The 26611-nt window shown below is 53.7% G+C and carries 27 protein-coding genes and 2 pseudogenes; 19 read left to right on the top strand and 10 right to left on the bottom strand.

All coding sequences use genetic code 11. The features are described 5' to 3' along the window. Position 1 precedes the first annotated feature (1 nt). The 5 genes from JOE09_RS01880 to JOE09_RS01860 all read left to right on the top strand — a co-directional run bounded on the left by JOE09_RS01880 (position 2) and on the right by JOE09_RS01860 (position 4558). Positions 2 to 1276 (top strand): amino acid permease, encoded by a 1275-nt coding sequence (locus tag JOE09_RS01880; protein ID WP_205064579.1) that lies wholly within the window; start codon positions 2 to 4, stop codon positions 1274 to 1276. A 41-nt stretch (positions 1277 to 1317) separates the two neighbouring features. Continuing rightward, positions 1318 to 2499 (top strand): cystathionine beta-lyase, encoded by a 1182-nt coding sequence (metC, locus tag JOE09_RS01875; RefSeq protein WP_239552894.1) that lies wholly within the window; start codon positions 1318 to 1320, stop codon positions 2497 to 2499. Between the two features lie 175 nt (positions 2500 to 2674). Then, positions 2675 to 2872, top strand: a complete 198-nt coding sequence (locus JOE09_RS01870; protein WP_105593804.1) for a hypothetical protein — start codon at positions 2675 to 2677, stop codon at positions 2870 to 2872. Beyond that, a complete protein-coding gene (locus JOE09_RS01865; protein WP_105593803.1) occupies positions 2873 to 3640 on the top strand; it encodes a hypothetical protein in 768 nt (255 codons plus the stop codon). Positions 3641 to 3808: 168 nt separating this feature from the next. Continuing rightward, on the top strand, positions 3809 to 4558 hold the full coding sequence (locus tag JOE09_RS01860; RefSeq protein ID WP_205064578.1) for a YoaK family protein: 750 nt from the start codon (positions 3809 to 3811) through the stop codon (positions 4556 to 4558). Position 4559: 1 nt separating this feature from the next. Here JOE09_RS01860 and JOE09_RS01855 read toward each other — a convergent pair whose 3' ends face one another. Beyond that, the gene (locus JOE09_RS01855; protein WP_205064577.1) at positions 4560 to 5168 is read right to left on the bottom strand and encodes a TetR/AcrR family transcriptional regulator; all 609 of its coding nucleotides are present in this window, start codon (positions 5166 to 5168) and stop codon (positions 4560 to 4562) included. Between the two features lie 288 nt (positions 5169 to 5456). On the opposite strand from JOE09_RS01855, the pseudogene JOE09_RS26415 reads away from it, so the two are divergent. Then, positions 5457 to 5618, top strand: a pseudogene (locus tag JOE09_RS26415) (MFS transporter); the annotation flags it as partial. Positions 5619 to 5925: 307 nt separating this feature from the next. Here the strand turns inward: JOE09_RS26415 and JOE09_RS01845 are convergent. After that, on the bottom strand, positions 5926 to 7020 hold the full coding sequence (locus JOE09_RS01845; RefSeq protein WP_205064575.1) for a Fic family protein: 1095 nt from the start codon (positions 7018 to 7020) through the stop codon (positions 5926 to 5928). A gap of 199 nt (positions 7021 to 7219) precedes the next feature. Here JOE09_RS01845 and JOE09_RS01840 point away from each other — a divergent pair, with 199 nt between their 5' ends. After that, positions 7220 to 7741 (top strand): hypothetical protein, encoded by a 522-nt coding sequence (locus JOE09_RS01840; protein ID WP_205065089.1) that lies wholly within the window; start codon positions 7220 to 7222, stop codon positions 7739 to 7741. 252 nt (positions 7742 to 7993) lie between these two features. After that, positions 7994 to 8472, top strand: a pseudogene (locus JOE09_RS01835) (helix-turn-helix domain-containing protein); the annotation flags it as partial. Positions 8473 to 8547: 75 nt separating this feature from the next. Here JOE09_RS01835 and JOE09_RS01830 read toward each other — a convergent pair. Next, entirely contained in the window at positions 8548 to 8880 is a 333-nt protein-coding gene (locus JOE09_RS01830; protein ID WP_205064574.1) for a hypothetical protein, read from the bottom strand. Positions 8881 to 9068: 188 nt separating this feature from the next. On the opposite strand from JOE09_RS01830, the gene JOE09_RS01825 reads away from it, so the two are divergent. Then, positions 9069 to 9800 carry an alpha/beta fold hydrolase gene (locus JOE09_RS01825; RefSeq protein ID WP_205064573.1) on the top strand — a complete coding sequence of 244 codons (732 nt, stop codon included), beginning with the start codon at positions 9069 to 9071 and terminating at the stop codon, positions 9798 to 9800. 60 nt (positions 9801 to 9860) lie between these two features. Beyond that, entirely contained in the window at positions 9861 to 10376 is a 516-nt protein-coding gene (locus tag JOE09_RS01820; RefSeq protein ID WP_205064572.1) for a P-loop NTPase family protein, read from the top strand. Here JOE09_RS01820 and JOE09_RS01815 read toward each other — a convergent pair. After that, entirely contained in the window at positions 10373 to 11326 is a 954-nt protein-coding gene (locus tag JOE09_RS01815; protein WP_205064571.1) for a LysR family transcriptional regulator, read from the bottom strand. The two genes, JOE09_RS01820 and JOE09_RS01815, sit on opposite strands and share 4 nt — an antisense overlap. A gap of 97 nt (positions 11327 to 11423) precedes the next feature. Between JOE09_RS01815 and JOE09_RS01810 the strand changes: the two genes are divergently transcribed. After that, positions 11424 to 11858 carry a DMT family transporter gene (locus JOE09_RS01810; protein WP_205064570.1) on the top strand — a complete coding sequence of 145 codons (435 nt, stop codon included), beginning with the start codon at positions 11424 to 11426 and terminating at the stop codon, positions 11856 to 11858. 9 nt (positions 11859 to 11867) lie between these two features. Then, positions 11868 to 12353 carry a DMT family transporter gene (locus JOE09_RS01805; protein ID WP_205064569.1) on the top strand — a complete coding sequence of 162 codons (486 nt, stop codon included), beginning with the start codon at positions 11868 to 11870 and terminating at the stop codon, positions 12351 to 12353. Positions 12354 to 12418: 65 nt separating this feature from the next. Here the strand turns inward: JOE09_RS01805 and JOE09_RS01800 are convergent, their stop codons facing one another. After that, positions 12419 to 13564 (bottom strand): MFS transporter, encoded by a 1146-nt coding sequence (locus JOE09_RS01800; RefSeq protein ID WP_205064568.1) that lies wholly within the window; start codon positions 13562 to 13564, stop codon positions 12419 to 12421. Between the two features lie 195 nt (positions 13565 to 13759). On the opposite strand from JOE09_RS01800, the gene JOE09_RS01795 reads away from it, so the two are divergent. The 3 genes from JOE09_RS01795 (at position 13760) to JOE09_RS01785 (ending at position 16792) form a co-directional block, all read left to right on the top strand. Then, positions 13760 to 14506, top strand: coding sequence for an IclR family transcriptional regulator (locus JOE09_RS01795; RefSeq protein WP_105593790.1), 747 nt, complete (start codon positions 13760 to 13762; stop codon positions 14504 to 14506). A gap of 94 nt (positions 14507 to 14600) precedes the next feature. After that, a complete protein-coding gene (locus tag JOE09_RS01790; protein WP_205064567.1) occupies positions 14601 to 14954 on the top strand; it encodes a hypothetical protein in 354 nt (117 codons plus the stop codon). A 272-nt stretch (positions 14955 to 15226) separates the two neighbouring features. After that, the gene (locus tag JOE09_RS01785) at positions 15227 to 16792 is read left to right on the top strand and encodes an ATP-binding cassette domain-containing protein (RefSeq protein WP_205064566.1); all 1566 of its coding nucleotides are present in this window, start codon (positions 15227 to 15229) and stop codon (positions 16790 to 16792) included. A 102-nt stretch (positions 16793 to 16894) separates the two neighbouring features. On the opposite strand, the gene JOE09_RS01780 is transcribed toward JOE09_RS01785, so the two are convergent. Then, complete coding sequence (locus JOE09_RS01780) at positions 16895 to 17512, bottom strand: nitroreductase family protein (protein ID WP_205064565.1); 618 nt, start codon at positions 17510 to 17512, stop codon at positions 16895 to 16897. Between the two features lie 34 nt (positions 17513 to 17546). Next, positions 17547 to 18422 carry an EamA family transporter gene (locus tag JOE09_RS01775; RefSeq protein ID WP_205064564.1) on the bottom strand — a complete coding sequence of 292 codons (876 nt, stop codon included), beginning with the start codon at positions 18420 to 18422 and terminating at the stop codon, positions 17547 to 17549. 74 nt (positions 18423 to 18496) lie between these two features. On the opposite strand from JOE09_RS01775, the gene JOE09_RS01770 reads away from it, so the two are divergent. After that, positions 18497 to 18994: a MarR family winged helix-turn-helix transcriptional regulator gene (locus tag JOE09_RS01770; protein WP_205064563.1), complete on the top strand. Its 498-nt coding sequence runs from the start codon at positions 18497 to 18499 to the stop codon at positions 18992 to 18994. 67 nt (positions 18995 to 19061) lie between these two features. On the opposite strand, the gene JOE09_RS01765 is transcribed toward JOE09_RS01770, so the two are convergent. The 3 genes from JOE09_RS01765 to JOE09_RS01755 form a co-directional block, all read right to left on the bottom strand. Continuing rightward, entirely contained in the window at positions 19062 to 20087 is a 1026-nt protein-coding gene (locus tag JOE09_RS01765; RefSeq protein ID WP_205064562.1) for a Gfo/Idh/MocA family protein, read from the bottom strand. A gap of 74 nt (positions 20088 to 20161) precedes the next feature. Beyond that, complete coding sequence (locus tag JOE09_RS01760; RefSeq protein ID WP_234480147.1) at positions 20162 to 20638, bottom strand: VOC family protein; 477 nt, start codon at positions 20636 to 20638, stop codon at positions 20162 to 20164. 72 nt (positions 20639 to 20710) lie between these two features. Next, complete coding sequence (locus JOE09_RS01755) at positions 20711 to 21604, bottom strand: LysR family transcriptional regulator (protein ID WP_205064561.1); 894 nt, start codon at positions 21602 to 21604, stop codon at positions 20711 to 20713. Between the two features lie 305 nt (positions 21605 to 21909). Between JOE09_RS01755 and JOE09_RS01750 the strand changes: the two genes are divergently transcribed. The 3 genes from JOE09_RS01750 to JOE09_RS01740 are packed head-to-tail and all read left to right on the top strand — an operon-like array spanning position 21910 to position 26591. Further along, positions 21910 to 22254, top strand: a complete 345-nt coding sequence (locus tag JOE09_RS01750; protein ID WP_200546465.1) for a helix-turn-helix domain-containing protein — start codon at positions 21910 to 21912, stop codon at positions 22252 to 22254. Positions 22255 to 22296: 42 nt separating this feature from the next. After that, entirely contained in the window at positions 22297 to 23460 is a 1164-nt protein-coding gene (locus tag JOE09_RS01745) for an efflux RND transporter periplasmic adaptor subunit (protein WP_205064560.1), read from the top strand. Further along, the gene (locus tag JOE09_RS01740; RefSeq protein WP_205064559.1) at positions 23460 to 26591 is read left to right on the top strand and encodes an efflux RND transporter permease subunit; all 3132 of its coding nucleotides are present in this window, start codon (positions 23460 to 23462) and stop codon (positions 26589 to 26591) included. The genes JOE09_RS01745 and JOE09_RS01740 overlap by 1 nt, the downstream gene beginning before the upstream one ends. Positions 26592 to 26611: the final 20 nt, after the last annotated feature.

Raw genomic sequence — 26611 nt, 5'->3', positions numbered from 1 at the left:
AATGACGATAAATAATGAAGAGGCGGTAAATCATCTTAAGATCCCATTCACCAGTTACGATCTTGGCTGGGTGGTGTTATGTATTGGTATGGCGATTGGGGCAGGGATTATTTATATGCCCATCCAGGCCGGGGTGAAGGGGATTTGGGTCTTTGTTTTCGCTATTGTCCTGAGCTATCCGGCGATTTACTGGCTGCAGGATCTGTATCTGAAAACGCTGACGCAGACGAAATCCTGCGACAGCTACGCCGAGATTATTACCCAGTATCTGGGGAAAAACTGGGGAGGTCTGCTGGGTATTGCTTATTTCCTGATGCTGCTGATGGGTATTCTCAATTACTCGATGAGCCTGGTGAACGACAGCGCAACTTACTTACACAGTTATCATCTTACCGATACGTTTCTTTCTAAAACCAGCTGGTATCCGTTGATCCTGCTGGCAATTATTGTGGCAATTGCCAATCAGGGCGAAAGGCTGCTGTTCCGTATCTCCGGGCCCATGATTCTGTTCAAGCTTGGGGTGATCGTTTTTCTTGGACTGGTGATGCTGCCTTACTGGAGCCTGAGTAATATTTCGGCTTTCCCTCCGCTGCTGGCATTTTTCCGCGATGTGCTGCTGACGCTGCCGTTTACGTTGTTTTCTATCCTGTTTGTGCAGATCCTCAATCCGATGAATATCGCATTTCGTAAGGTTGAGCGCGATCCGCTGGTGGCCTCTTATCGCGCGATTCGGGCAACCCGCATCGCCTATATCGTCCTGGCGGTCAGCGTGCTGTTCTTTGCTTTCTCCTTTAGTTTCGCGATTACCAAAGAAGAGGCGATATCAGCTTTAGATCAGAATATTTCCGCACTGGCGCTCGCTTCCCAGATTATGCCGGGGAATATGGTGAATATTTTATCGGTGACGCTGAATATCTTTGCCATACTTACCGCGTTTTTCAGTATCTATCTTGGTTTTAAAGAAGCCGTTGTTGGTCTTGCAGTGAATATTATTTCACGCATTGCCGGAACAAATAATATCAATCGTGCAAAATTATCCCTCGCCGTTGCGGTCGGAATTGTGATCTTCCTGTGGATTTGGGTCAGCTTTGACTTCTCCGTGATGCTGCTGATGCAGATTTCCGGCCCGATATTTGGGCTGGTGGCCTGTTTAATTCCTTACTATCTGGTATCGAAGGTTCCCGCGCTGGAAAACCTGCGAGCTAAACGAAATTACTATATTGCCTTCTACGGCATCCTCCTGTGTATATCACCTTTTTTGAAATTCGTAGAGTAATCCGCTGGCAGAGGCTGGTGGCACACTGAATGGACGTGAATATGAAAAATCTTAATCCCGAAAAATTAACCCTGGCAACCCGATTAACCCAGTTGGGCAGGAGCACGCAGGATCAGCGGGGCTTTGTTAACTGCCCGGTGTATCGCGGATCGACGGTAGTGTTTAACAGCGTCGAGGATCTTGAACACAGCCGGGCGGAGTTCGCCTACGGCACGCTGGGTACGCCAACGATTAAAAACCTTGAAGATGCCTGGACCGAGCTCGCCGGTGCGGCGGGAACGGTAATGTCACCCTCTGGCCTCGGGGCCGTGGCGCTGGCGCTGATGACCACGCTGAAGGCGGGCGATCATCTGCTGATGCCGGATACGGTTTACCGGCCAACCCGAAGTTTTTGCGAACTGACGCTGAAAAAATTCGGTGTGACGACCACCTATTACGATCCGCTGGTGGGAGAAGGTATCGTCAACCTGCTGCGGCCGGAAACCACTACGCTATTCCTTGAATCCCCGGGATCACAAACCTTTGAGATTCAGGATGTACCGCTGATGACTCGCATCGCCCGCGAGCGCGGTATCAAAACGATTATCGACAATACCTGGGCCACGCCGGTGTTCTTCCAGGCGCATCGTCACGGCTGCGATCTCTCGGTGGAAGCGGGAACCAAGTACCTGAGCGGCCACTCGGATCTACTGATGGGGATGGTGAGCGCCAATGCCGAAACCTGGCCCGATTTACGCGCCACCTATGACAGCATGGCGATGTTACCCGGTGCGGAAGACTGTTTCCTTGCCCTGCGCGGGCTGAGAACGCTGCATATCCGCCTTAAGGAGGCGGAAACGCGCGCGCTGAACGTTGCATCATGGCTGGAGGAACAGCCGGAGGTAAAGACCATTTTACATCCCGCCTTCGAGAGCTGCCCCGGGCACCATTTATGGCAGCGTGATTTCACGGGTTCGACAGGGTTGTTCTCAATTATCCTCGAGCCGGCATACGATAAATCGGCGGTCACTCGTATGCTTGATGGTCTGGAACTGTTCGGTATGGGCTATTCATGGGGCGGTTTCGAAAGCCTGATCATTCCGTTCAACTGTCAGGATTATCGTACCGTAACGCAGTGGAAGGAGCAGGGCGCAACGCTGCGCCTGCAGATTGGCCTGGAAGATCCGCAGGACCTGATAGCAGATTTACGGGCGGGGCTCGACCGTCTGCACGGGGAGGAATAGCGCTTTAAGCGTAAAATCTGTGCGTCGAGTTAACATCGACATCCCGGTCCTGATTAACCCCAGCCAGGACCGGGAACCTGAGATAAATCTTTAAATACGTGATAGCCCGGTGATATCTGTCTCAAAGTGCCATACTGAGCTAATCCGATTTGCAACAAGGATTTGTCCTCTTAATATGAAAAATATATTTTCCTCACTCTTTGCCAGCCCCGAATCCCTTCTTCAAGTCATGAGCCGTCAGGATATTATGGAGTCGATCCAGGAAGGCGATCGCATTATCGTTGATGAAGATGGCAACGTCTCTGTTAACCCGACCAGCCCGGAAGTGCAGGATGTCTTTTTTCAGCACGTCCAGACGTTAAAGGATGTCTGAATGGGTACCGCTATTTTTATGGTTCTGATGGTCTGTGGATACTGGTATACCAGCCGGGACCTCTCTACGCGGCTTAAAATCAAACGATCGTTTGGCTGGGATGTTTACTTCCTTGTGGCACTGTACGGCTGCATATTTGTATTACAGGGCCTGTTAGCGACAGCGATTATATGGTCGGTATTATTGGGTATTTCTACGGTAAACAATCTACTTTATCCCGCACCCGGCGCGCATCTTAACCTTCACAGTGAGTTTATGACCTGGAGCTTTCTTGGCATTCAGGCACCCGTGGTGATCATGCTGGGGCTGGCGATAATCTTTTGTCTCTATCGATCAAACTGGGCGCTCAGCGCAAGGCTGAATGCCGGTAGCAGAAAGGATCTCTATCAGCGACTATCGCGTTCTAACGGCATCGAACAGCTGCTATTTCAATGTATGGAAGAGGGCGAGTTAGCCTGGGTGACACTCAAGTCACGCAGAATCTATATCGGTATGATCCATGCAGCCACGTTTGAATATGAAGGTACGGCCAACATTGTGCTAATCCCCATGTTGAGCGGTTATCGCGATTCGAGAACGTTGAAACTGGCTATTGAGCATAATTACAGTCATTGGTATGAACAGCACGGGATTGATTTCACCTCTCAGCCGAAGAACGTGCTGTCTTTCCGCAAAGTTATTATGGTTTCCCAGATTGAAAGTTTGTCCCTTTTCGATCCTGCACTCGCTAACGCTCTGGCGCCAGAAAGTGGAATTGACAAGGGGTAAGCGCAGTGCACCTTGTCTTATTTGTTGACATTAACTTAATTAACTTTTGGTTAATTTTCATTGCTGCCGTCAGTCATAGGAATTATCTATTTGTGCCGCTTCACTTCGTAATCTTGCCCTATACTGAGCTTCTCAGAGGGTTATGCATTACCTGTGGAGGAGTAAACGATGTTGCAGATGCTGATAAAGCGAAAGAAGGGCCGAACGCATAATGAAGACCGTAATTTAGCCTTATTATTAGCCACCACCGCCGGAATTCTCAACGCGATGGCGTTGGGTGCTTTTGGTATATTTCCCTCACATATGTCAGGCAATACTTCGCAGATTTCTTCTGAGGTCACTAACTCCGATTTGAGTGATTTATCGTTTCTTGCCGCGATTATTTTGGCATTTGTCGTCGGGTCGATGGCTTCGCGGATGCTGGTGATTAGCGGCATCAAAAATAATATCAGAACCATTTTCAGCATCATTCTGTTACTGGAAGGTATCGCGCTGGCGGTGATGTCGCTGTTTGAAAAATTCTACTATTCCCACGCCAACAACCGCGAAGTGATCGTGTTCCTGGGCTTTCTGATGGGGCTGCACAACTCAACGTCTACGCAGCTTTCTAACGGGCGGGTTCGTTCAACACATATCACCGGGACACTGACCGATGCCGGAATCGCACTGGGGTCGCTGCTCTGCGTCAGCCTGCGCAGGGACCCGTCGCGAGACCTGAAGGCGCACAGCAATCAGCTTTTTACGCATCTGGTCACTATCGTTTCCTTCCTCGGTGGCGGTATCTGCGGGCTGCTGCTGTTCAAGCTTTTTGGCTTTAACTCGATGATCGCCATGGGCGTGTTTCTTACCCTTGTTGCCGTGCTGTCGATTACCGCGACGGTCTATCAGGTAAGACGCCGCGGTTTGAGTCCCTGCTGATTCACGCAGAGGTATCCCATAACTGCATCATCTGAGTAATCGCGCTATTCAGCTGGTCGAGGCTGGCACCATCACGTGCCTGGATCGACAATCCGAACAGAAAGGTGGTGAAAAGGGTGGCGAGGGCGTTGACATCAGCCCCCTTTTTCAGCTCGCCGCTGGCCGCGGCGCGTTGAAAAGCGGCCATAATGCCTTCACGGGTTCGGTTGCGCGAGCGGGTCAGTGGCTCAGTGACGTCCGCGTGCTCAGCGGATGTTGCGCTCATTGAGCCTAATGTCACCATACATCCCGGTGGATGGCTGGGGTCGCACTGCATTTTTGCTGAAGCTCTCAACGTTGTTTCTACCGCTTCACGCGGGGACAAACGGCTGTCCCACAAGAATTCGCTAACCTGCCCGTGAGTGGCCAGATATCGCTGCACGCATTCGCGAAACAGCGCTTCTTTTGAACTAAACGCCGCGTAGAAACTGGGCGCGGAGATGCCGTTATTAATTCCGGCCTTAAGCTGGGCAAGAGACGTTGATTCGTAGCCATGCTGCCAGAACAAATGCATGGCATCTTCAATCGCTTTGTCCCGGTCAAAAGTTCTTGGTCTTCCCATCGCTGCCATGTCTGCCTCCGTTTTCCAGGTCTGCGGATTACTATACTAAACGATACATATATCGTTGACAAAAGAATTGCCACCCACTAACGTACCGATCGTTACACATGTAATCAGCCGATGAGTATCCGATGCTGAGGGATAACTCATCGCCATATATATACCAATCGATACATTTATAAATAAGAAGGGCATATGGAGAAAGACATCGCGTTACCTTGTTCAAATGAAATCGCCGCTTCACTCTCGCGAACGAAAACGCAGCCGCTGCCGGTTTCAGCGCTGCTAGCGCTGGCGATGACGGGATTTATCTGCATCATTACTGAGACCTTACCAGCGGGGTTACTGCCACAGATTGCGGCAGGGCTGAACATTTCAAATTCGCTGGCAGGGCAAACGGTTACCGCTTACGCCCTGGGTTCTCTGCTGGCCGCCATTCCATTGACCATTGCCACGCAGGATACGGCAGGCGAGGGTGCAGACATTGCGCTGTCGATGAACGTGGTGGCATGGAATGGTGCGATTGCCGCGGCGGGTATTTCCGGCGGGATACTGCTGGATAACTGGGGAGCACCGGCGCTGCCGCCGGCACTGATTCTGTTGCTGACCGTCGCTTTTGTTATCACCTGGCGGGCACGGCAGTATGGCTTTCGAAAAGGAGCGCGAATGGGGCATTAATTGACACGTTGTTCGCTCTGCGGAAAATATCGTCAGGCCACGGCAGCTCTCGCAGGTAACTGAATAAATTACGGTTCATTTCCTTCATTTAGAGACGGTTCAAACCATAACGAGCGCTGCGCCCGCCGCCGGGACAGGCCAGCAGATATCCGAGCTCAACCAGCTGTGCCAGATGGCGCGTGGCGGTGGCGCGACTGACCTTTGCCACCGCCTTGTACTGGCTGTTATTGATGCCCTCGCTAAAATCGCCGTCCAGCAGGCGGTTCAGCACTTTAATCTGCTCGGTGCCAATCTGCGCGGCGTCGAACTGCTGCCAGTAGCGAGTTTTAAACACGGTTTTATCGATAACCGCCAGCGTTTCTTCAATCGAGGCTCTGAGCATGTCGATAAACCAGCTCAGCCAGACGGTGATATCCAGCTCGCCGCGCTGGGTATTTTCCAGCACCTGATAGTAGTCCTGCCGGTGGAGATTAATCGTGCGGGACATCGCGTAGAGCCTGACCGTGTTGCTTTCCGCCTGGGCCAGCGCCAGGTCCATAATCAGGCGGCCGATCCTGCCGTTACCGTCCTCAAAAGGATGAAGCGTTAAAAATCTCAGATGGGCAATCCCGGCGCGCAGCAGCGGGTCTAGTTCCGGATCGTTGCGGCTGTCGTTAAACCACTGTAAAAATGCATCAACGTCGTCGGCAATCGATGCGCTATCCGGTCCTTCAAAATGCACAACCGGTTTTTCAAGACGGCCCGAAACCACCTGCACCGGACCGCTGCGCAACTGGCCGCCAACGATCGGATACAGCAGGCCGGAACCGGCGGGGAAAAGCAGGGCGTGCCAGTGCAGCAATCGCGCCAGAGACAGCGGCTGGTCGAGGTTTTCGATAGCGTCCAGCGCCGATGCCACCAGGCCTTCGGTTTTTTTATCCACGGCATAGGTCATGCCGTCCTCGATACCGAGATGATGCGCCAGCGAGGATCGCACCGAGTGGGCGTTGACGCGTTCTCCTTCGATATCACTGGAGTAGAGAATGTTGGCCAGCACGTTATCCAGCGTGCTGTTTGCCTCATCCAGCAACATGCTGCTACCGTAGAGTTTCCCCTGCAAAAAACGCGTGGCGCGCAGCAGCGGCTCGATGCGCTGACGGTCCCAGCTGAACGCTGGCCAGTTTTCCTGCTGCCAAATCCACATGCTGCGGCTCCTGAGTTGAATAGATACCTTATTCTACTCATAGAATGAGTCAAATGTAATGCGTATTTGCATCATGGCGGATGAAGATCAACTGATGTCGCTACGTGAATTGTCGCTGGTTATCCCACACGATAAACTTCAGAATTCGCGTAGCGCGATCGTTTTTAAACGGAAAAATCGAGACAAAAGGGTCATCACAGTGCGTATTCATCATACTACTAAAGCCAGAAAACTTTACCGCAAGATCAATACAACCACGTGGGGCGTTGATCGCAACGATCACGGCGGTGAGTACCGCTGGCAACGACACAGCAAAAATAAGGTGGATGAAAATCTGCCATCGCGTGAAGGCATGCATGGCCAGCGTGGCCGGGGCCGTGACTACACGCCGTTATATAAATTCCTGCTGAGCAAAGTGGGCCAGGTCTGGGACGACGTCTACAGTGAGGCAGTCAGCCGACTGGACAAGCCAGATCCGATTTTCTATATGGTTATGCTGCGCAGAAAAGAATGGCGCAGCTATGTTCGCTGCGATGAATCGAGTTTTTACAGTGGGCTGTGCATCGATGATGCAGGTTTATTGCAAAAGGTGAACCCGGCATTTACCGCAGAAGACATCCCGGTGAGGTGTGATTGCTGCACATATACATTTAACGGCGAGCCGGTGCCGGTAAGCAGTAAGAACTGGATGAAGCCGCTTGAAGAGGAGAATTGGGAATGATGGATTCTGGTTATGCAGCGAGCCGGTGGAACGGTTTTACAGGAAGCAACTCCGGTCGTTATTTGAGGGGAGGTAATGTGGCTGAGTCTGGTGCTGCCGGAGATAGTTAATTTAACATAATATACATTATGCGCACCTGTGATGTCAGCCCAAAGCGATAATGTCGTGTTTTACCAAAGTTAAAATGTCGCGTTTCCGGTAGCCTGCTTTTTGTTCTTACAGACAATCCGGAGCGTCGTAATGTTGGTGACCATGAGCCAGAAAGAACTGAGTCGCATTCCAGTACTGCAGCAGATTTGTGACAAACGCCTGACCCAGTCTGCTGCCGCAAAACTTCTCAACATCAGTGTTCGGCAGATCCAGCGTCTACTTATCCGTTATATCTCAAACGGAGCTGAGGGACTTACTTCGCGAAAACGTGGCCAGCCGGCAAACAATCGCGTACCAGAAGCATTGAAAATGCATGTTCTCGCGTTGCTACGTGAAAAATACAGCGACTTTGGCCCTACGTTAGCCACCGAGAAGCTTCTCGAACGTCATAGCATCAGGGTCTCCATTGAGACACTGCGTAGCTGGATGACTGCTGATGTCTCTGGGTACCACACTCGCGCCGTAAGGCCCGGATTTATCAGCCCCGTTATCAGCGTGACTGCCTGGGTGAACTGGTCCAGATTGATGGTTCTCACCATGACTGGTTCGAAGGCCGTGCAGATAAATGCTGCCTGTTAGTTCCATTGATAGGCGTTCAGGCCAAGTCTGAAACGCCAGCCCCCTGCTCTTTTGGTTGGATGCCGGTTTGGGCAAAATCAATGCTGTTTCTCACCCATGATCTCTCGACATCGCTGCTGGTCTTCGATGATAGCTGATTGCTCCTGTGTACTAAGCTTCTTCCAGGTGCTGAGCATCCTTTCACCCAGTGCGGGGATATAGTGATTTTTATGCAACGCGTAATCAGAGTTTCCACCTTCGACGAGGTTTTCCATATCACGCAAAAAAAACTGTGAGTCACTGTGATCAATCGAGCAGAATACCGCGCGGTAATAGCTTTCATCTTCCTCGGAGTAGTGCGGTGTAAGCCAAAAAGCGATAGCGCCGCTCAGTGCAAGTGCAGGGAGAATGAAACGTATTTTTTTTATCATTGGTGCATTTAGCAGAAAGAATTAAGCGCGCAGTGTACCTTATCGGCCACCGCGCACTACGTTTTTTTCTGGTCCTCGCCCTTCTCATGGAGTAAAAAATGACCGGGACGGGGGAAAAAACGGCTGCGTGAAACCTGCTTAGCACCTCAGACCCGAAGTCAAAATTCTGTCCCACCTATGGAGCTATTATGACGGTAAATGAAGACCACACTCTCTTGCACTACGGTATTACTGGCGACGGTCCCCTGGTTATCCTGCTGCATGGCCTGTTAATGGATGGCAACAGCTGGGTTTCCAACGGACTGGTCGATGCATTACGTGATGATTTTACGGTTGTTTATCCTGATCTATTAGCCCATGGCAAAAGCGTAAATATCATCAACGCCGCATTCGATCAAAAAAGTCAGGCAGATGGCATCAGGCACTTAATTGACAGTTTAGGCGCTAAAAAAGCCCATATTGTCGGCTATTCTTCTGGCGCATGGCTGGCGATTAGCCTGGCCAAATATCATCCAGAGAAGTTATCTTCATTAGTCATTGGCGGATGGGATGTGCAGAATGGCTTACCCGAAGGACCAAATGGTCGCCTTGATTTCGATGCATTTTTCGCCTTTGCTCAGGAAACGGCTCCCGCATTAACGACATGGGTATCCACTGAAAATAAAGCACCGTTGCGCTCAACCTTTGAGGCATTAGCTGGATATGAGGGCTTTAAAGACGCCCCGCAGATCGCTGATATCAACATTCCCAAACTGTTTTGGGCAGGCGAACAGGATATCTATTATCAGCCGTTAAAAGACTGGTCGGAAAAAAATCGGCAGGCATTTATATCCGCACAGGGCGACCATGTCAGTGCAATAACAGAACTTGCACCGGATACTATTGCGCGAATTCATCACTTCCTGAAAGACGCGCGTTAACCGCAATCGGCAGGAATAGCCGCCTGCCTGATTAACCCCGTAATCACTGATGGAGCAAACGTGCGCCCCGAACGTATCGTCATTTTAGGTAATGCAGGAAGCGGAAAATCAACGCTGTCCCGAATCCTTGGTGCAAAAACGAATTACCCGGTGGCGCATCTGGATCGGTTATTTTGGGGACCACAGTGGACAAAACCAGAACCGGAAGCTTTCCGCGCCCGGGTGAGCGATGTGGTAAACACGGAAACATGGATCATTGAGGGAAACTATCCTCGCAGAACATTCGACCTGCGTATACCTGCTGCCGACCTGATCGTCTGGATGGACACGCCCCGTATCATCTGCCTGTTCAGGGTATTAATGCGGTCACTGCGTAATCAAAAAAGATCTGATTTACCAGACGGCTGCACGGAGAAAATCAATGCCGAGTTTTTCGCATTTCTGCACTACGTCTGGAAATTTGAAAGTAACGACAGGCCAAAAGTCGAGAGGCTTCGCCTTGAATATGGTCCGAAGGTGCCAGTGATCCACCTTAAGAATAAACGCCAGATCGAGCAGTTCCTGTCCTCTCTTTAACTTCCCTGCCCCATTTCTCCCAGTTGCCAGTAAGGTGGCGTTCCGTAAACGCCAACGAAATGGTCAATCACCGCCCGTACATTCAGCGGTGGATGGCGGGCGTTGGGATAGATGGCGGCGATATGCTGCGGCTCGGTGTGAATGGCCGCCTCGAAGTCGGGCATGATGCGCACCAGTCCACCTTTATTCAGGCTGTCATTGATCAGCCAGTCGGGAAACAGCACCAGTCCCATCCCATCAAGTGCGCTGGTCAGCAGAGATTCCGCATTATTGGAAGTCAGTAATCCTGCCACCGGATAGTGTGTCCAGCTCTCCCCTGGCTGACGGAAAAGCCAGCGATTGGGGCCGGAAGAACCGCGGTAAACCAGACACTTATGTTGACTGAAATCGGCAGGCGTTGCCGGCTGGCCGTGCTGTTCTAAATACTCGGGTGATGCCGCCAGATAATAACGCTGCGTGGCGAATATACGCGCATGAAAGGAGGAATCGGTCAGCGTGCCTATCCTGAACAGCACGTCGGTGGCATCGCGGTGTGGATCGATGAAATCATCCGTCAGCATCAGCTCCATCTGTAAGCGGGGATATCGCCGGGACAGCGCAGTCAGCCAGGGCGCAATATGGCGCTGGCCGAAGAAGACCGGCGCGTTAATACGTATCAGCCCGGCGGGTTCGAGGGATCGGTCCTGCATCTCTTTACGGGCTTTATTCAGCTGTTCGGTCATGCTGCGGGCGTAGTCAATAAACAGTCGGCCTGCTTCGGTGGGGATAACGGCGCGGGTATTGCGGTAGAACAGCTGCTGGCCAAGCGTGTCCTCTAACTGAATGATCACGCGCGAAACCATAGAAGCCGACACCCCTTCCCGCCTGGCAACGGCGGAAAAGTTCTGTTCATCATACACGCCGATAAAAAATACCAGCGTGCGGAAATTTATGCTGCCAGCATCAAACATTATCCTGATTCCTGCAAAGGTGTTTCCTGAATTATACCGTTTTTCATGATGCAGCGCTGCTATACCATCGCAACCCTAAATTATCGGGGACTGATTTATGCAGCTTATTTTTATATTACTCGTCGTTGCCGGCGGCATGGGGTTATCGGTTGAGGCGGGATTACTGGGGCCATTAGGAAATGAAGTCGGCGGGCTGTGGGCAACGTTCAGCGTTTTTGGCGTGGGTGCCGCGCTGACCTTCCTGCTGATGTTGTTCTTTAGCCCCCGCAGCAGCCCTTCCTTCTTCACGCAGCCATCATGGACCCTGCTGGGCGGTATTCTTGGCCCGGTGTACGTGGTGATCCTGACCGTGGCCGTGCCGGTGATTGGTATTGCAATGACGATGATCGGCATTCTTGCCGGGCAGGTTTTCAAAAGCGTGGTGATTGACCACTACGGACTACTGGGTACGGAGCATCGCAAAATTGACCGTAAGCGGTTTATTGCGCTGATTTTTATTATTGCTGCACTGATTCTGGTGGCAAAGGGCTAAGGTGAAACAATGAATATAGTGATGATTATCCTGGCCGTGATCGGCGGTGCGGTACTGAGTATTCAGGCGGCTATTAACGGCAAATTAGGCAGCCAGGTCGGCGTGTTTCGCAGCGCGTTTCTGACCTTCTCGCTCGGTGCGCTGGTCAGCGCCCTGCTTATTTTCTTCTTTGAACCGGCGCATAACTTAACCCTGCTGGACGTGCCGAAATGGCAGCTGCTGGGCGCGCTCTGCGGTGTGCCTTATATCGTGATCATGGTACTGGCCGTTCAGCGTATCGGTGCGGCAGTAGCGACGGTGGCGGTTATTTTTGGGCAGCTGGCGATGAGCATGCTGATTGATAATTTTGGCTGGCTGGGGAACGAAGCGATCCACTTTTCCGCAACGCGGCTGGGGGCGGTTGTCTGCCTGGGGATCGCGCTTTACTTTATTTATTCCAGCAATAAAACCGATGCCGAAAAGTCCAGCGACAGCCAGGCCTCAGCTGAAGCCTGAAGCCTCCTGACAATATTCGGCTCCACGAATGCCCTGCGGTAACAACTATCTCGTTGCTGCAGGGCTTAATCTTCCCGCTTCCCGCGCCGCAGTAAATACAGAATCACCATGACGGCGATGCCAATCAAAGCAGCACCCGCAAAAATCACCGATGCATTGCCGGGGATAAACTCCATAAAGGAGGACAAAAACTGCCCGGAAAAAATCGCCATCGACAGCCAGGCAAGATTTCGCCCGCGTACGTGCGCCTCGCTCAGTTCGACGGTCATGTGATTAACCAGCGGCACCGACAGGCCGAAACCACATCCCATCAGAACCCCTCCGGCAATAAACGGCACTACCCCAGATGATACAGAAAAGATCAGGTGCGCCGCGGCATAACAGGCAAAAGCGGCGTAAAGTGTACCGAACTCCCCCAGATGCCTGACCATTTTCGGCATTGTTGCTGCGGCAAATACGGCGATTAGCGAGACAAATGACAGGAAATAGCCCGTTTCCGCCGCGCTGATATTGAGATGATGAAACTGCTGCGGAATAACGATTACCCCGTTAAAGAAGCACAGCATAGAAGCTAATGCAGCAAATAAAACCGTTTTAAGCTTACCGCTGGCCGGAGCTGAATTTCGGATCGCCTCCCCGCTATCGTCGCCTTCCGGCTCGGCGGATGGCCTGGGCACAAACATTAACTGCATCGCCAGTAACAGCCAGGCGACAAGATAAAGCAGAAACGGCCAGCGCCAGCCCAGACTGGCCAACAGTCCGCCAATGAAAAGGAAGATCACACCGCCAAGTTCGATCGACATGCCCTGGGCCGCGATCATTTTCATCCGCGCCTGCCCGCTGTAGAACAGAGAGATCAGTACGGTACCTGCGGCCATCACCACCGCCGTTGCACCGCCAAGCAGTAACCTGTCTATCATTACCGGGAGCGTGCCGTGAAGAAGTACGCCACCGCTGCCTAACAGACCGTAGCAAAATAGCCCCCACAATAGCGCCCGGTAAGCCCCTACCCGGTCAATAAAGCGGCCAGCCAGTGGCCCAAAAATTACCACGCCCAGCGACGGAATGGTTACCAGCCAGCTGGCCGCTGAAGGCGTGCCCAGATTTTCAGCGACCGCCGTTAATCCGGGTACGATTACACAGCCCACCATAATGGTCAGGCAGGCCACCGCCAGTAGCGTAAACGCACCCGTTTTCTTTATCTTATTCATTGCCATGCTATCCAAATAATGGGATTAATGTCCGATATGTGGTCATTATATTCAGATCATCATCCAGTCAAGTCAACGGACAAAAGGTAAACTGAATGTCAGCGAAGCGCGTTCGTTAAGAGAGCCAGCCATTTTATCCATCAGGCGGATAACGCGTGATATCCTGCTGCAAGATGTTTTAAACCGGAGATGAAGATGAGCAATGATGCAGACAGCAGTGGTTCACAGGTAATTGCCCGGGCAGCCACAATTCTGCGGGCGCTGGAGCTACAGCCAAAAGGCATGACCATCTCCAGCCTGTCGCGCGAAACGGGTTTGCCCCGCACCACCGTTCACCGACTGGTCACCTCGCTGGAGTCACAGCAGCTGCTGATATCGGGCAGCACCGGCGTTCGGCTTGGACCGGCGCTGGCACGCCTGGCGGCCTCCGCGCACACCGATGTGATTGCACTCGCGCAGCCGTCGATGGAAACGCTGGGACGCCGTACGCGTGAAACGGTGGATTTATGCGTTTATCGCGGTAGCCATGCCGTCTCCGTCAGCCAGTTCGTTTCTGACCAGGAGCTGCGCGTGGTATCCGCGGTGGGCACAGCGTTTCCCTGCCATTGCACCGCACACGGTAAAGCGATTCTGGCGATGCTTGCCGATGAGAAAATTGCGGACCTGCTCGGCGGCCAGCCGGATGTGAGAACGGATAATACCCTGCGAACGCTGCCTCTGCTGCTGGATGACATCCGGCAAACCCGCGCGCGACGTTATGCGATCGATCGCGAGGAACATGCGCGTGGCGTCTGCGGGATGGGCGTTTATCTGAATACCGGGGCCGGTGAACATTACGCGATTTCGGTTGCCGTCCCGGCCCTGCGCTTTGAGGAGAAGTTCGATCACCTGCTCAGCTCGTTAATGCAGTGCAAAGCGGAGATCGAAGCGCTAACGAGCTAACATTTACAGTTTTTTCCTAAAGCCATAGGTATCTTCGCGTGGCATTGTTGACCACGTTGTTAACACTAATGACGTATTTTATGAGGGAATATTTATGAAAAAGACGATTATCGCCCTGTCAGCCATTTTACTGGCCACTTCCGCATTTGCCGCCACACACGCAACCGATGAAACCGTCGCCAACGCGCAGGCCGGTGCAAATACCGCTAAAGAAAAACTGCACGAAGCGCAGCATCAGGGCCAGGAGCAACAGCTGAAAGCTAAACATGCTGCCGAAGGTAAAAGCGACAGTTTAAGCAGTAAAGTGAGCGAAGGCTCGCAGAAGACCTGGAATAAAACCAAAGAAGGGACTGAGAAAGGCTGGAATGCGACCAAAGAAGGCACACAGAAAGGCTGGAACAGTACCAAAGAAGGTGCCAGCGACCTGAAGAAAAAAGTGACCGAGTAAACGCTCCTCGCTAATTAACCGTTTGATGCCGCAGCCCGTCTGCGGCATTTTCTCGTTCAGCACCGGGTTTACAGCCTGCACAATTTTTGCCACTATACCTTCTTCACCTTCCCTGAGGATGTCTGCCGACATGATTTAATGCCTGTATTCCATCGCAATATCTCCCGCATCTTATCCGGTGTGAATTTTGATATTGGGCAGGCAGCTATCCTCGTCAGTATTTATTTCCGATCCGGCATCACGGCCTGCCCTGTTTATTCAGGAGCACAACTATGCCTGTACACTGCCATTTTTCTGAACTCTCAATTACGTTCAACGACACTGCTCTGTTTCAACAGATTAGCGGTACTCTGACACAGCAAAACCAGGGACTGACCGGTATTAACGGCTGCGGCAAGTCAGTGCTGATGTCGATACTGGCACTGCGTCGCCAGCCTTCAAGCGGCACGATTAACTGGCTGACGCCGTTTTATTACGTCCCGCAGTTAACACGTTTGCCCGGAGTGACTCTGGCAGATGCGCTGGGGATCGCCGACGTCCGTGCGGCTTTTCGCAGAATGGAAAACGGCAGTGCCAATGCCGATGATTATGATTTTCTTGCCAACAAATGGGATTATCCACTCCGCTGGCAGTCGCTGTTGGACAGTGCGGCGCTGGGTCATCTTTCGCTGGAAAGCCCTTCCGCGCAGCTAAGCGGCGGCGAACAAACCCGCCTGGCGCTGTGCCGTGCATTTTTGCAACAGGACTCATTTTTACTGCTCGACGAGCCGGAAAACCATCTCGATAGCACCGGTCGCCGCTGGCTGAGCGAACAGCTGCAGCGACATCCTTCCGGGTCGCTGGTGATTAGCCACGATCGGCGGCTACTGAATGAAATGCAGCGCATTTACGAACTCAGTTCTGGCGGGCTGGTGGAATATGGCGGTAATTACCGCGATTTCTCGCAGCAGAAAGAGCGTCAACTCAATGCGTTACGCAGTGAGGAAAAGCAGTTACAGTCCGGCCTGCGTAAAGAAAGGGATGAGCTACAGCGCACGCTGGAGAAAAAAGCCCAGCGACGGCGTCGGGGCGATCGCGTCCGTTCTTCGGGGTCGCAGTCTCTGTTGCTGCTGGATATGAAGAAGAACAAAGCGGAGAAGCAGCAGTCAAAAATTACCCAACGCCACGAACGCGTCATGGCCAACCTGGCTGAGCAACGAAGTGTTGTTAACGAGAAAATCGAGCACGTAACACCGCAAATGCTGAAATTTTCCTACACCGATGAGCAAAAGCGCGTTCGCGTTAATACTCAGGATTTACGTCTGCCTTTTGGCTCGTCGCAGCCGCTTTCCCTGACCATTTCCGGCGGCGAGCACTGGCATATCGCCGGGCGTAACGGCAGCGGAAAATCTACCCTGCTTAAAGTGCTGACGGGCCAGCTGGCGGCAGCGTCGGGGCGTTACTCACTACATGGCCACTGGCGCTATCTGGATCAGCACCTTACCCTGCTGAATTCCGCACTGCCGGTGGTTGAAGCCTTATGCGAATTTGACCCTTTAGTTACCGCTGAAAGCTGGCGTACCCGCCTGGGTGCGCTGCGCATCAGGGGCGATAAAAGTCTGATTCCGCTTGAACAGTTGAGCGGCGGAGAACAGCTGAAAGTTATCCTGCTGGCCTTAACCTGTTCATCCCCCCTGCCGGATATCTTATTGCTGGATGAGCCAGACAATCATCTGGATCTTGATTCACGTCGGCTGTTAGAGGGGGTGTTGAGATCATATAAAGGAGCGCTGCTGTTAGTCAGCCATGACGAAGAGTTTGTGAATAACTGTGGCGTGACGCAGACCCTGCAATTATGATCGGGCGGACTTGATTTCAACCGTAATCAGACCCGCCATTTATCCTGACTCACCGATGCTGGCACAGAATCTATTCATCGCCAGCATCGGTAAAGTATCGCATTAAGCCAGCGTTAACACTTCCGCCACCGGTTTACGCGGCTTCTGCGGCCAGTTGTTATCCAGCGGATACCCCACGACGACCACCATCAACGGCAGCTCCGTTGGCAGCAGAGCAAAGTCTTTTGCCACCTGTTCGGCATCAAAGCCAATCATCGGGCATGAACCCAGCCCCATTCCCTCGGCGGCCAGCATCAGTGTCATTGCCCCCAGAGAAGCGGAACGCACGGCCTCATCACGCTGTAGCACCGCGTTATTTTCATGGGACGCCGTGGCCTGCTTTACCCAACCTTCTACAGTACGCTGCTCCATGATCTGCGCGTCCACGCTGGGCTGGAGTGCAGCCGCCAGCTGCTGGTGTGCAGAGAGCGTACCGCAGATGATGAAAGCCACGGAAGCGTCGACGATCTTCTGCTGGCCCCAGGCGGAGTCTTTCAGCAGATTTTTCGCCTCAGGCGAGCGCACGGCAATAAACCGCCAGTTCTGCATATTAAATGCCGTTGGGGCTTTGGTTGCCAACGTGACCAGAGAGGTAATCGTTTCATCATCAAGAGGACGATCGGCCTGAAAACGGTTAATGGAGATACGTGATTCAATAGCGTTCTGTACGGAAGATTTCATGTAATTACCTTATATAATAGTCTGTTAAAGAGAGTCATTGTCCACGGCGAACCGTTGTCCACTGCACGGCGAATACGCTAAGCAGCACGACGATTAGCCCAATAAAGGCGGTACCGGTCATTGACTGGGAAAGCACGATCCAGCCCAGTGCTACGGCGGCCAGTGGGCTAAGCAGACCGAGTGAGGCAACGGCCACGCCGGGAAGCCGGGTTATTCCGCGGAACCACAACGCATAGGCAAGTAGCGCACCGGCAAGGCTGAGATACGCATAGGCACACCACTGCGGCAAGGTCAGCACTGGTAGTGGCGCATCGACCAGCCACGCAACGGGGGCCAGCATCAGCCCGCCAATCACCAGCTGCCAGCCGGTAAGCGACAGTACGGGCAGATCGACCTGCCAGCGCCGGGTCAGCCATACTCCGGTGGCCATACAGGAGGCACCCAATAGCGCAGCGATCACGCCTATTGGTTCAAAGGTGGTTTGCGGTGACAGCAGTAAAACCGCCATTCCGATCACCCCGGCCACGGCGGACCACAGCGTAATTTGTGCGGGCGCACGCCGATCAACCGCCCATGCCAGCACCATCACCAAGAGCGGCTGAATGGCACCCAACACGGCGGCCAGTCCTCCCGGCAGACGGTAAGCAGCAACGAATAACAGCGCCTGGAAAACCCCGATATTCAGCGCGCTCAGCACCACTAAGCGCCACAGATCGCGCCGCAGCGGAATGCGGCGAGTGAACAGCAACAGCAGCAAACCCGCCGGTAAAACTCGGATCAGCGCAGCGGTAAACGGCCTGTCCGGCGGCAGGATTTCAGATGTGACGATATAAGTAGACCCCCAGATCGCGGGGGCCAGTGCCGTGAGGATCACGTCACGCCAGTAATGCATTGAGGATGTAATGTTCATGACTTTACCTTCAGTTCAAGATAATATTAGTGTGTCGATCGGTTATCTTGAAGTCAAGACAAATGAGTGTACCTATGAAAAATCGTGAACATGATGCCGTGGATGCCATTCTGCAACAGTGGCAGCGCGAACGGCCCGATCTGGACGCCAGTCCGATGGGACCAATTGGACGTATTAATCGATGCGCGGCCCTGCTGCAGCAGAAACTGGAAACGGCCTTTGCCCGATTCGATCTCAGTATGTGGGAGTTCGATATGCTGGCAGCTCTGCGCCGTTCAGGTGAGCCAAGCCTCAGCCCGACCGAACTGTTTTCAACGCTGATGGTCACATCGGGGACGATGACACATCGGCTTAAGCGACTGGAAACTCGTGGATTTATCGAGCGAGTGCCCAATGCTCAGGATGCGCGCAGCATGCTGGTTAAACTGACGGAGAGCGGGCGGGAGCTGATCGATCGGGCGGTTGAAGAACACATCGAGAATGAGCGGCAGATCCTGTCGGGGCTGTCAGCTAATGCACTAAGTGATCTGGATAATTCGCTTTCGGCGTTTTTACGCACGCTGGAGCAGTGATTTTATTCTTTTTTGATTACCGTAACGCTACCGATCGGGCCCGCCCTACCGACGGGCCTGATGTTTTTTACGCCAGCGTTACCGGGCGCCCCTCGCGCGCGCTGATAAGCGCAGCATCCAACACGGCCAGCGTCTGGATTGCCTGCTCGGTGGTCACCGGGGGCTCCACACCGCTTCGGACGGCTTCAACAAACGCTTCATAGTAGGCATGGTAGTTCCCCTGTTCGGAGGGAATGGCCTCTTCGCCGTTAGCGGTACGTAGCACGCCCCACCGCTCCTGTTTTTCATAACCCCAGGCCGCCAAATCGTCGGCCGGGCGCTGACCGGCGAAAATCGCCTGCGCCTGCACATCGGTGCCGTTAGACGTATAGCTACCCTTGTCGCCGTAGATTATCAGCTCGCGGGTGGCTAACCGGTTGAGTTTGCTGGCAGAGATATGCGAGTGAACGCCGCTGGTATGGGTCAGCGTGATAACGAAACTGGCATTGGTCGGGCCGTCCGGATGGTCAACAATATCCGTATGGGCATAGACCGATTTCACCGGCCCCAGCAGCCAGAGAGTCTGATCGACCAGGTGGCTGCCGATATCCCGCAGCAGGCCGCCCGCCTCACCGCCTTCCAGCGTATGCGGATCGTCGAGGTCCATGCGATTATGCAGACGCCACAATTTGCCAACGCGCTGCTGTTCAATCACCTTGCGCAGCGTCTGAATGTCAGCATCGAAACGGCGGTTATGATAAACGCTCAGCACCACGCCTTTGGCCTTCGCCGCATCGGCAAGCTCGCGACCGGTTTTCGCATCCGGTGCAAAAGGCTTATCGGCAATCACCGCCACGCCTGCCGCAATCGCTTCCAGAACCAGCTCGCGGCGGGTAGCGGGCGGCGTGGTGATGGTAACAATATCAATGCCTGCAGCCAGCATAGCCGTCAGGCTGGGGTAGATCGGCACATCGGGAAAATCTGCCTGAGCGCTGGAGATGGTTGCCGGTGCGCGAGCAACGATTCCCGCCAGCTCCAGACCTTTGGCCGCCGAAATAAACGGCGCGTGAAAATTTTTACCGCCTGAACCGTATCCTACGATGCCTATTCTCATGCTTTCCTCATTGTGGGTGGGTAATTAATGTTATGAGTGCTATCTGAGTACTTAAAAGTCGGATGCAGGAGGCGCTATACGCGCAGCCGCTGGCCGACATCAATGCGGTTTCCGTGGGGATCGGCGAAGACAAATGCACGCAGGCCGTAATCTTTATCCTGCACGCCTTTTATTATTTTTGCGCCGTGCTGTTTGCAAAGCGCAAACATTGCGTTGGCGTCGTCGACCAGCAGATGGGCTATCGGGAACGGGGCGGCTTTATGCCCGGGCTGAAGCGATAAATGCAGTTCGCTTTCGTCGCGTTTCAGGATGATAAAACCGACGGGATCGCCATTTTGAAAGGTTTTGGTGAATCCTAATCCATCAATATAAAAACGCTGCGCAACTTCCATATCCTGCACGGGCAAAATAGCCGCGATACGGCCAAAATTCATCGCAGTGAGTGTCATATACACCCTCAATATTTTCAGAGCGATCGCATATATCAGACGGTGCTGTTGCCGGAAGGCGTCGATCGAATGGCTGGACGTTGCCAGAACAGCCTTCAGCATATCCGGCAAGCGCCATCCGTTCAAATTGTTTTCACACGCTTTTCGGGTGAAAATCGCTGAAAATATTCTGTTTTATCCCTGATAGCGAACCGCATCGATGAGCTTTGAAAATGCCGCAGTGTGCTGTTTTCGGCTGGGATAATAAAGATAGTAACCGGTGAACGGTTCGCACCAGTCCTGTAATACGCTTTGCAGTTTACCCTGTTCTATGTATGTTCTGACCGAATCTTCAGGAACGCAGGAGACCCCCATTCCGGATAATGCCGCATCAATGCGCGCAGAGAGCGTATTGAACACTAACTGCCCTTCTACCTTGACCCGAATGGCTTTGCCATCCTTGCTGAATTCCCAGTGATACAACCCGCCGAGCGTGGGCAGACGCATGTTAATACAGCGATAATTTTGCAGCTCATACGGCGTTTGTGGCACGCCGTGTTCTGCAAAATAGTCCGGCGTGGCAACGATCGCCATTTTCCAGTCAGGGCCAATACGCACCGCTACCATATCTTTTTCTATCGACTCACCCAGGCGTACGCCGGCATCAAAACGCCCGCTGACGATATCGGTCAGCGCGTTATCAATGGACAATTCGACGTTCACATCTGGATAGCGTTGTAAAAAGGGTTTCAGCAGCGGCCACAGCGTGCTGGAAAGCGCATGTTCACCGGCGGTAATGCGGATATTTCCCGAGGGATTTTCCTGATTATCCGCCAAATCCTGTAGCGCTTTTTCAATTTCCGTAATCATCGGCGCGACGCTCTGAATCAGCCGCTCCCCGGCTTCCGTAGAGGCAACGCTGCGCGTCGTTCGGGTTAACAGGCGGGTATTCAGCCGTTCTTCCAGTCCGCGGATGGAATGGCTCAGCGCTGACTGTGATACGCCCAGCTTGGCTGCCGCTCGGGTGAAACTGCGCTCGCGTGCGACCATCACCAAATAGATGAGATCATTAAAGTTTTCTTTGAGCATTGTCCGCCTTTGACAAGTAAGTTTGACCCTCACTCACTACTATACACAAAATGAAATACATGTGTATTCTTCACAAATCTTTCGGAAAAATTTTACTTTATGTGAGAAAGGTCGAATTTAGAGCACACAATTTTTGCGAGACAACTCGCAAACTCCTCTGCCAGGCATTTCAATAAATGAATTAAAATCATAAACCCTATCATTTTTACCCCGTTAATCGATCGTAATCCGTCATGTTATTCTGCTCCCGCATCAGGCCGTTCTGGTCATCTTTTTAATCCTGAAATTATGGCAAAGGTGAAAGAATGGATAGACAGGAACTCATCATTCATGAACTGATTGCCTGGATTGACAGTAATATCCGTCAGCCGCTGAAAATTGAAGATGTTGCGCAGCGCGCGGGGTATTCGAAGTGGCATCTGCAGCGTATGTTTCAACGTATTATGCGAATCAGTCTGGGAAATTACATTCGCGATAAAAAACTGGCGTCCGCCGCTCAGGATTTAATCGCTGGCGGCGAAAGCGTGATTGATATCTCCACCAAGTATGGCTACGACTCGCAGCAGTCATTTAGTCGTTCATTCAGCAGAAAATATCATGTGCCTCCGGCTACATGGCGTCGTTTAAATTCTCAACAATCCCATTTTTGAGGTTATTCCTCTCTTAATACCGGCTTCCGGGAGAAAATAATAATGCCCATCAAGGTGGCAATTAAGCCTCTGGCTTTGCTATGCGCGCTGTTCGCTTTAAATCTAACCGGCTGCGATGATTCCTCCGTTAACTCAACGCAGTCAACGGTGGTTCCCGAAGTTCAGGTCGCTACGCTGGCCGCGCAGTCGCTGCCGGTCACGGCGGAACTGCCGGGGCGCATGCTGGCTTACCGCATTGCGGAAGTCCGACCGCAGGTTTCCGGCATCATTTTGCAGCGTCTTTTTACCGAAGGGAGTGACGTTGTCACCGGTCAACCGCTCTATCAGATCGATGCCGCTCCCCTGCGCGCTGAATTCAATCGTACCGTCGCCGCTCTCGCACAGGCCAGGGCCAACGCGCAGCTGGCGCAGGCCACCCTTGCACGCTATCGCACATTGATCGGTGCGCAGTACGTCAGTCGTCAGGACTTTGACCAGGCGGAGGCGACGGCGGCTCAGACGCGTGCTGCCGTTGAGGCGGCCAGGGCCGCTGAGGAAACGGCGCGGATCAACCTGGGGCGAACGACGGTCACCTCGCCGCTTAACGGCAGAATCGGGCGTTCTTCGGTAACGGAAGGCGCGCTGGTGCAGGATCAGCAGAGCGATGCGCTGGCCACGGTGCAGCAGCTTGATCCGCTTTATCTGGACGTAACGCAGTCGAGCCAGGAATTTCTGCGCCTGCAGCAGGAACTGGCCTCCGGCAGACTACAGCGTCAGACCGGCAGTGTGCCGGTCAGCGTAATCCTCAGTGATGGTTCACTTTATTCGCATCCCGGAACGCTGGCGTTTTCGGACCTGACCGTTGACCAGACCACCGGCGCAATTACCCTCCGCGCTATTGTACCTAACCCCGATCGTCAGCTGCTGCCGGGCATGTTTGTGCGGGCGCGTATCAATCTGGGGAGCGATCCACAGGGGCTGACCATTCCGCAGCAGGCGGTCAGCCGCACTCCGCGTGGCGAAGCAACCGCACTGGTGGTGGATCAGGATAATCGTGTTGAAGTCCGCCATATCACCGTTTCAACAGCCTCGGCCAATCGCTGGGTGGTCACCAGCGGTCTTAAACCCGGTGAAAGAGCGATCGTTTCCGGGCTACAGCGTGCACAGCCTGGAATGAAGGTCTCTCCTGTTGATATTGCCGCTACGCCAACCGGAGGCGCAAACTGATGTCCAGATTCTTTATCGATCGCCCGGTTTTCGCCTGGGTTCTGGCGATTATCGTCATGCTCGCCGGGGGCATTTCCCTGCTGAAAATGCCCGTGGAGCAGTACCCCGACGTCGCACCCACCGCCGTGCAAATCCGTGCCACTTACCCCGGTGCCGATGCCACCACCCTGCAAAACAGCGTTACACAGGTTATCGAGCAAAATATGAGCGGGCTGGACGGGCTAATGTACATGTCCTCGACCAGCGATTCTTCCGGCACGCTGCAGCTGACGCTGTCGTTTGAAAACGGCACCGACGCAGATATCGCCCAGGTGCAGGTGCAGAACAAGCTCCAGCTGGCCACGCCGCTGCTGCCGCAAGAGGTTCAACAGCAGGGAATTACGGTGCGTAAATCTTCCAGCGTGTTCTTCCTGGTGCCGGGATTTGTTGATGAAAGCGGCCGGATGAGCATGGAAGATATTGCCGATTACGTGGCGGCAAACCTGAAAGATCCCATCAGCCGCATCAACGGCGTGGGTGATACCACGCTGTTCGGCTCACAGTACGCCATGCGTATCTGGCTGGATCCGAACAAGCTGAATAACTACCAGCTGACGCCGGTGGATGTTATTGCACGGATCCGCGTGCAGAACGCTCAGATTGCCGCAGGTCAGCTCGGTGGTGCGCCGCCGGTGAAGGGGCAGCAGCTTAATGCGTCGATCATCGCGCAGACGCGGCTGACCTCGCCGGAAGCGTTCGGCAATATTCTGATGAAGGTTAACGGCGACGGATCGCAGGTGAGGCTGCACGATGTGGCGCGCATCGAGCGCGGCGGCGAAAACTACAATTTCGTGGTGAAGATTAACGGTAAACCGGCCTCGGCGCTCGGCATCCAGCTGGCGACCGGAGCGAATGCGTTGGATACGGCGAATGCCATCCGCGCGCGCATCAACACCCTGAAGCCCTTCTTCCCGCAGGGACTAAAGGTGGTGTATCCCTATGACACCACGCCATTTATCAGTATTTCGATCAATGAAGTGGTGAAAACGCTGATTGAAGCCATCGTGCTGGTTTTCCTGGTGATGTACCTGTTCCTGCAAAGCTTCCGCGCCACGCTGATCCCCACCATCGCAGTACCGGTGGTGTTATCGGGAACGTTTGCCATCCTCAGCGCCTTTGGTTATTCGATCAACACGCTGACGATGTTCGGCATGGTGCTGGCAATTGGTCTGCTTGTCGATGATGCCATTGTGGTGGTGGAAAACGTTGAGCGGGTGATGGCGGAAGAAGGCCTGAAGCCGAAGGCCGCCACGCGCAAATCAATGGGGCAGATCCAGGGGGCGCTGGTCGGCATTGCGCTGGTACTCTCCGCAGTGTTTGTGCCGATGGCGTTCTTTGGCGGCAGTACCGGTGTGATTTACCGGCAGTTCTCTATCACTATCGTGTCGGCCATGGTGCTCTCGGTGCTGGTGGCGCTGATCCTTACCCCGGCACTGTGCGTCACCCTGCTTAAGCCGCTGAAGCCGGGCGAACACGGGCAGAAACACGGTCTGTTCGGCTGGTTTAACCGAAAGTTTGAGCAAAGTACGCAGCACTACAACAGCTCGGTGGCCCGGATGCTGCACCGCAGCGGCCGCTATCTGCTGATCTACGGCGTCTTGGTGGCGGGTATGGCGCTGCTGTTTGTGCGTTTGCCGACCTCATTCCTGCCTTCAGAGGATCAGGGCGTGCTGGCAACGCAGGCGATTCTGCCCGCCGGGGCAACCCAGGAACGAACCCAGGCGGTGCTGGATCGCGTCAGTGACTACTACCTCAACGCGGAAAAAAGCAACGTTGAAAATGTGCTGACGGTGAACGGCTTTGGCTTTGCCGGGCGCGGGCAGAACGTCGGCATCGCCTTTATCGGCCTGAAGGACTGGTCTGAACGCGGGGGCGATGAGAATAAGGTCGATGGCATTGTCAGCCGTGCCGCCGGGGCTTTTGGTAAAATTATGGATGGAACCGTAGTGGCGTTTAACCTGCCGCCGATAATCGCGCTGGGCAACGCCACCGGCTTTGACTTCGAGCTGATCGACCAGGCCGGGCTTGGCCATGAAAAGCTATTGCAGGCGCGTAACGTTCTGCTCGACCTGGCGCGCCAGCATCCGGAGACGCTGACGGCGGTGCGAGCCAACGGCATGGAAGACAGCCCGCAGTTCAAACTCAATATTGATGAAGAAAAGGCCACCGCGCTGGGTGTCGATCTGACCGATATTAACAGCACATTAAGTACCGCGTGGGGCGGCAACTACGTCAATGACTTTATTGACAGCGGCAGGGTCAAAAAAGTTTATGTGATGGCCGATGCCCGCTGGCGCATGCTGCCGCAGGATCTGGATAACTGGTACGTGCGTGCAACCAACGGCAAAATGGTGCCCTTTGCCAGCTTCTCTACGGCGGAATGGATTTACGGTTCTCCGCGCCTGGAGCGCTACAACGGCCTGTCATCGGTGGAGATCCTCGGTCAGCCCGCCGTGGGTAAAAGCTCGGGCGAAGCGATGGCGTTGATGGAACAGTTGGCACAGCAGCTGCCCGAGGGTATTGGTTTCGACTGGACCGGGATGTCGTATCAGGAACGGATGACCGGAGAGCAGGCTCCTGCACTGTACGCGCTGTCTCTGATCGTCGTATTCCTGTGCCTGGCGGCGCTGTACGAAAGCTGGTCGGTGCCGTTCTCGGTGATGCTGGTGGTGCCGCTCGGCGTGTTCGGTGCGCTGACAGCAACCCTGCTGCGCGGACTGAACAACGACGTTTATTTCGTGGTAGGTCTGTTAACCACGATCGGGCTGTCGGCGAAAAACGCCATTTTGATCGTCGAATTTGCAAAAGACCTGATCGAAAAAGAAGGCAAAGGCGTTATCGAGGCCACGCTGGAGGCGGCGCGCATGCGGCTGAGGCCGATACTGATGACCTCGCTGGCCTTTATCCTCGGGGTACTGCCGCTGGCTATCAGCACCGGCGCCGGTAGCGGCGCGCAGAACGCGGTAGGCACCGGCGTTATCGGCGGGATGGTCGCCGCAACCCTGCTAGCGGTTTACTTCGTTCCCCTGTTTTTTGTCGTCGTGCATAACCGCTTCGGCGGCAGTGCTCGCGGCGAAGACGACGATGCCTGATTGATCGGGCTGACCGGCAG

It is taken from the genome of Pantoea coffeiphila (assembly GCF_016909495.1).
Taxonomy (GTDB): Bacteria; Pseudomonadota; Gammaproteobacteria; order Enterobacterales; family Enterobacteriaceae; genus Erwinia; species Erwinia coffeiphila.
This window is presented reverse-complemented; position numbering and strand designations above follow the sequence as displayed.

Excerpts from the sequence above, each read along its gene's own strand:
- JOE09_RS01810 (WP_205064570.1), top strand. The coding sequence starts at position 11,424 with ATGCAGCTTATTTTTATATTACTCGTCGTTGCCGGCGGCATGGGGTTA.
- JOE09_RS01845 (WP_205064575.1), bottom strand. The coding sequence starts at position 7,020 with ATGTGGATTTGGCAGCAGGAAAACTGGCCAGCGTTCAGCTGGGACCGT.
- JOE09_RS01825 (WP_205064573.1), top strand. The coding sequence starts at position 9,069 with ATGACGGTAAATGAAGACCACACTCTCTTGCACTACGGTATTACTGGC.
- JOE09_RS01870 (WP_105593804.1), top strand. The coding sequence starts at position 2,675 with ATGAAAAATATATTTTCCTCACTCTTTGCCAGCCCCGAATCCCTTCTT.
- JOE09_RS01780 (WP_205064565.1), bottom strand. The coding sequence starts at position 17,512 with ATGAAATCTTCCGTACAGAACGCTATTGAATCACGTATCTCCATTAAC.
- JOE09_RS01750 (WP_200546465.1), top strand. The coding sequence starts at position 21,910 with ATGGATAGACAGGAACTCATCATTCATGAACTGATTGCCTGGATTGAC.
- JOE09_RS01805 (WP_205064569.1), top strand. The coding sequence starts at position 11,868 with ATGAATATAGTGATGATTATCCTGGCCGTGATCGGCGGTGCGGTACTG.
- JOE09_RS01760 (WP_234480147.1), bottom strand. The coding sequence starts at position 20,638 with ATGCTGAAGGCTGTTCTGGCAACGTCCAGCCATTCGATCGACGCCTTC.
- JOE09_RS01770 (WP_205064563.1), top strand. The coding sequence starts at position 18,497 with ATGAAAAATCGTGAACATGATGCCGTGGATGCCATTCTGCAACAGTGG.
- JOE09_RS01795 (WP_105593790.1), top strand. The coding sequence starts at position 13,760 with ATGAGCAATGATGCAGACAGCAGTGGTTCACAGGTAATTGCCCGGGCA.
- JOE09_RS01855 (WP_205064577.1), bottom strand. The coding sequence starts at position 5,168 with ATGGCAGCGATGGGAAGACCAAGAACTTTTGACCGGGACAAAGCGATT.
- JOE09_RS01775 (WP_205064564.1), bottom strand. The coding sequence starts at position 18,422 with ATGAACATTACATCCTCAATGCATTACTGGCGTGACGTGATCCTCACG.
- metC (WP_239552894.1), top strand. The coding sequence starts at position 1,318 with ATGAAAAATCTTAATCCCGAAAAATTAACCCTGGCAACCCGATTAACC.
- JOE09_RS01800 (WP_205064568.1), bottom strand. The coding sequence starts at position 13,564 with ATGAATAAGATAAAGAAAACGGGTGCGTTTACGCTACTGGCGGTGGCC.
- JOE09_RS01740 (WP_205064559.1), top strand. The coding sequence starts at position 23,460 with ATGTCCAGATTCTTTATCGATCGCCCGGTTTTCGCCTGGGTTCTGGCG.
- JOE09_RS01785 (WP_205064566.1), top strand. The coding sequence starts at position 15,227 with ATGCCTGTACACTGCCATTTTTCTGAACTCTCAATTACGTTCAACGAC.
- JOE09_RS01830 (WP_205064574.1), bottom strand. The coding sequence starts at position 8,880 with ATGATAAAAAAAATACGTTTCATTCTCCCTGCACTTGCACTGAGCGGC.
- JOE09_RS01860 (WP_205064578.1), top strand. The coding sequence starts at position 3,809 with ATGTTGCAGATGCTGATAAAGCGAAAGAAGGGCCGAACGCATAATGAA.
- JOE09_RS01755 (WP_205064561.1), bottom strand. The coding sequence starts at position 21,604 with ATGCTCAAAGAAAACTTTAATGATCTCATCTATTTGGTGATGGTCGCA.
- JOE09_RS01865 (WP_105593803.1), top strand. The coding sequence starts at position 2,873 with ATGGGTACCGCTATTTTTATGGTTCTGATGGTCTGTGGATACTGGTAT.
- JOE09_RS01790 (WP_205064567.1), top strand. The coding sequence starts at position 14,601 with ATGAAAAAGACGATTATCGCCCTGTCAGCCATTTTACTGGCCACTTCC.
- JOE09_RS01880 (WP_205064579.1), top strand. The coding sequence starts at position 2 with ATGACGATAAATAATGAAGAGGCGGTAAATCATCTTAAGATCCCATTC.
- JOE09_RS01765 (WP_205064562.1), bottom strand. The coding sequence starts at position 20,087 with ATGAGAATAGGCATCGTAGGATACGGTTCAGGCGGTAAAAATTTTCAC.
- JOE09_RS01745 (WP_205064560.1), top strand. The coding sequence starts at position 22,297 with ATGCCCATCAAGGTGGCAATTAAGCCTCTGGCTTTGCTATGCGCGCTG.
- JOE09_RS01815 (WP_205064571.1), bottom strand. The coding sequence starts at position 11,326 with ATGTTTGATGCTGGCAGCATAAATTTCCGCACGCTGGTATTTTTTATC.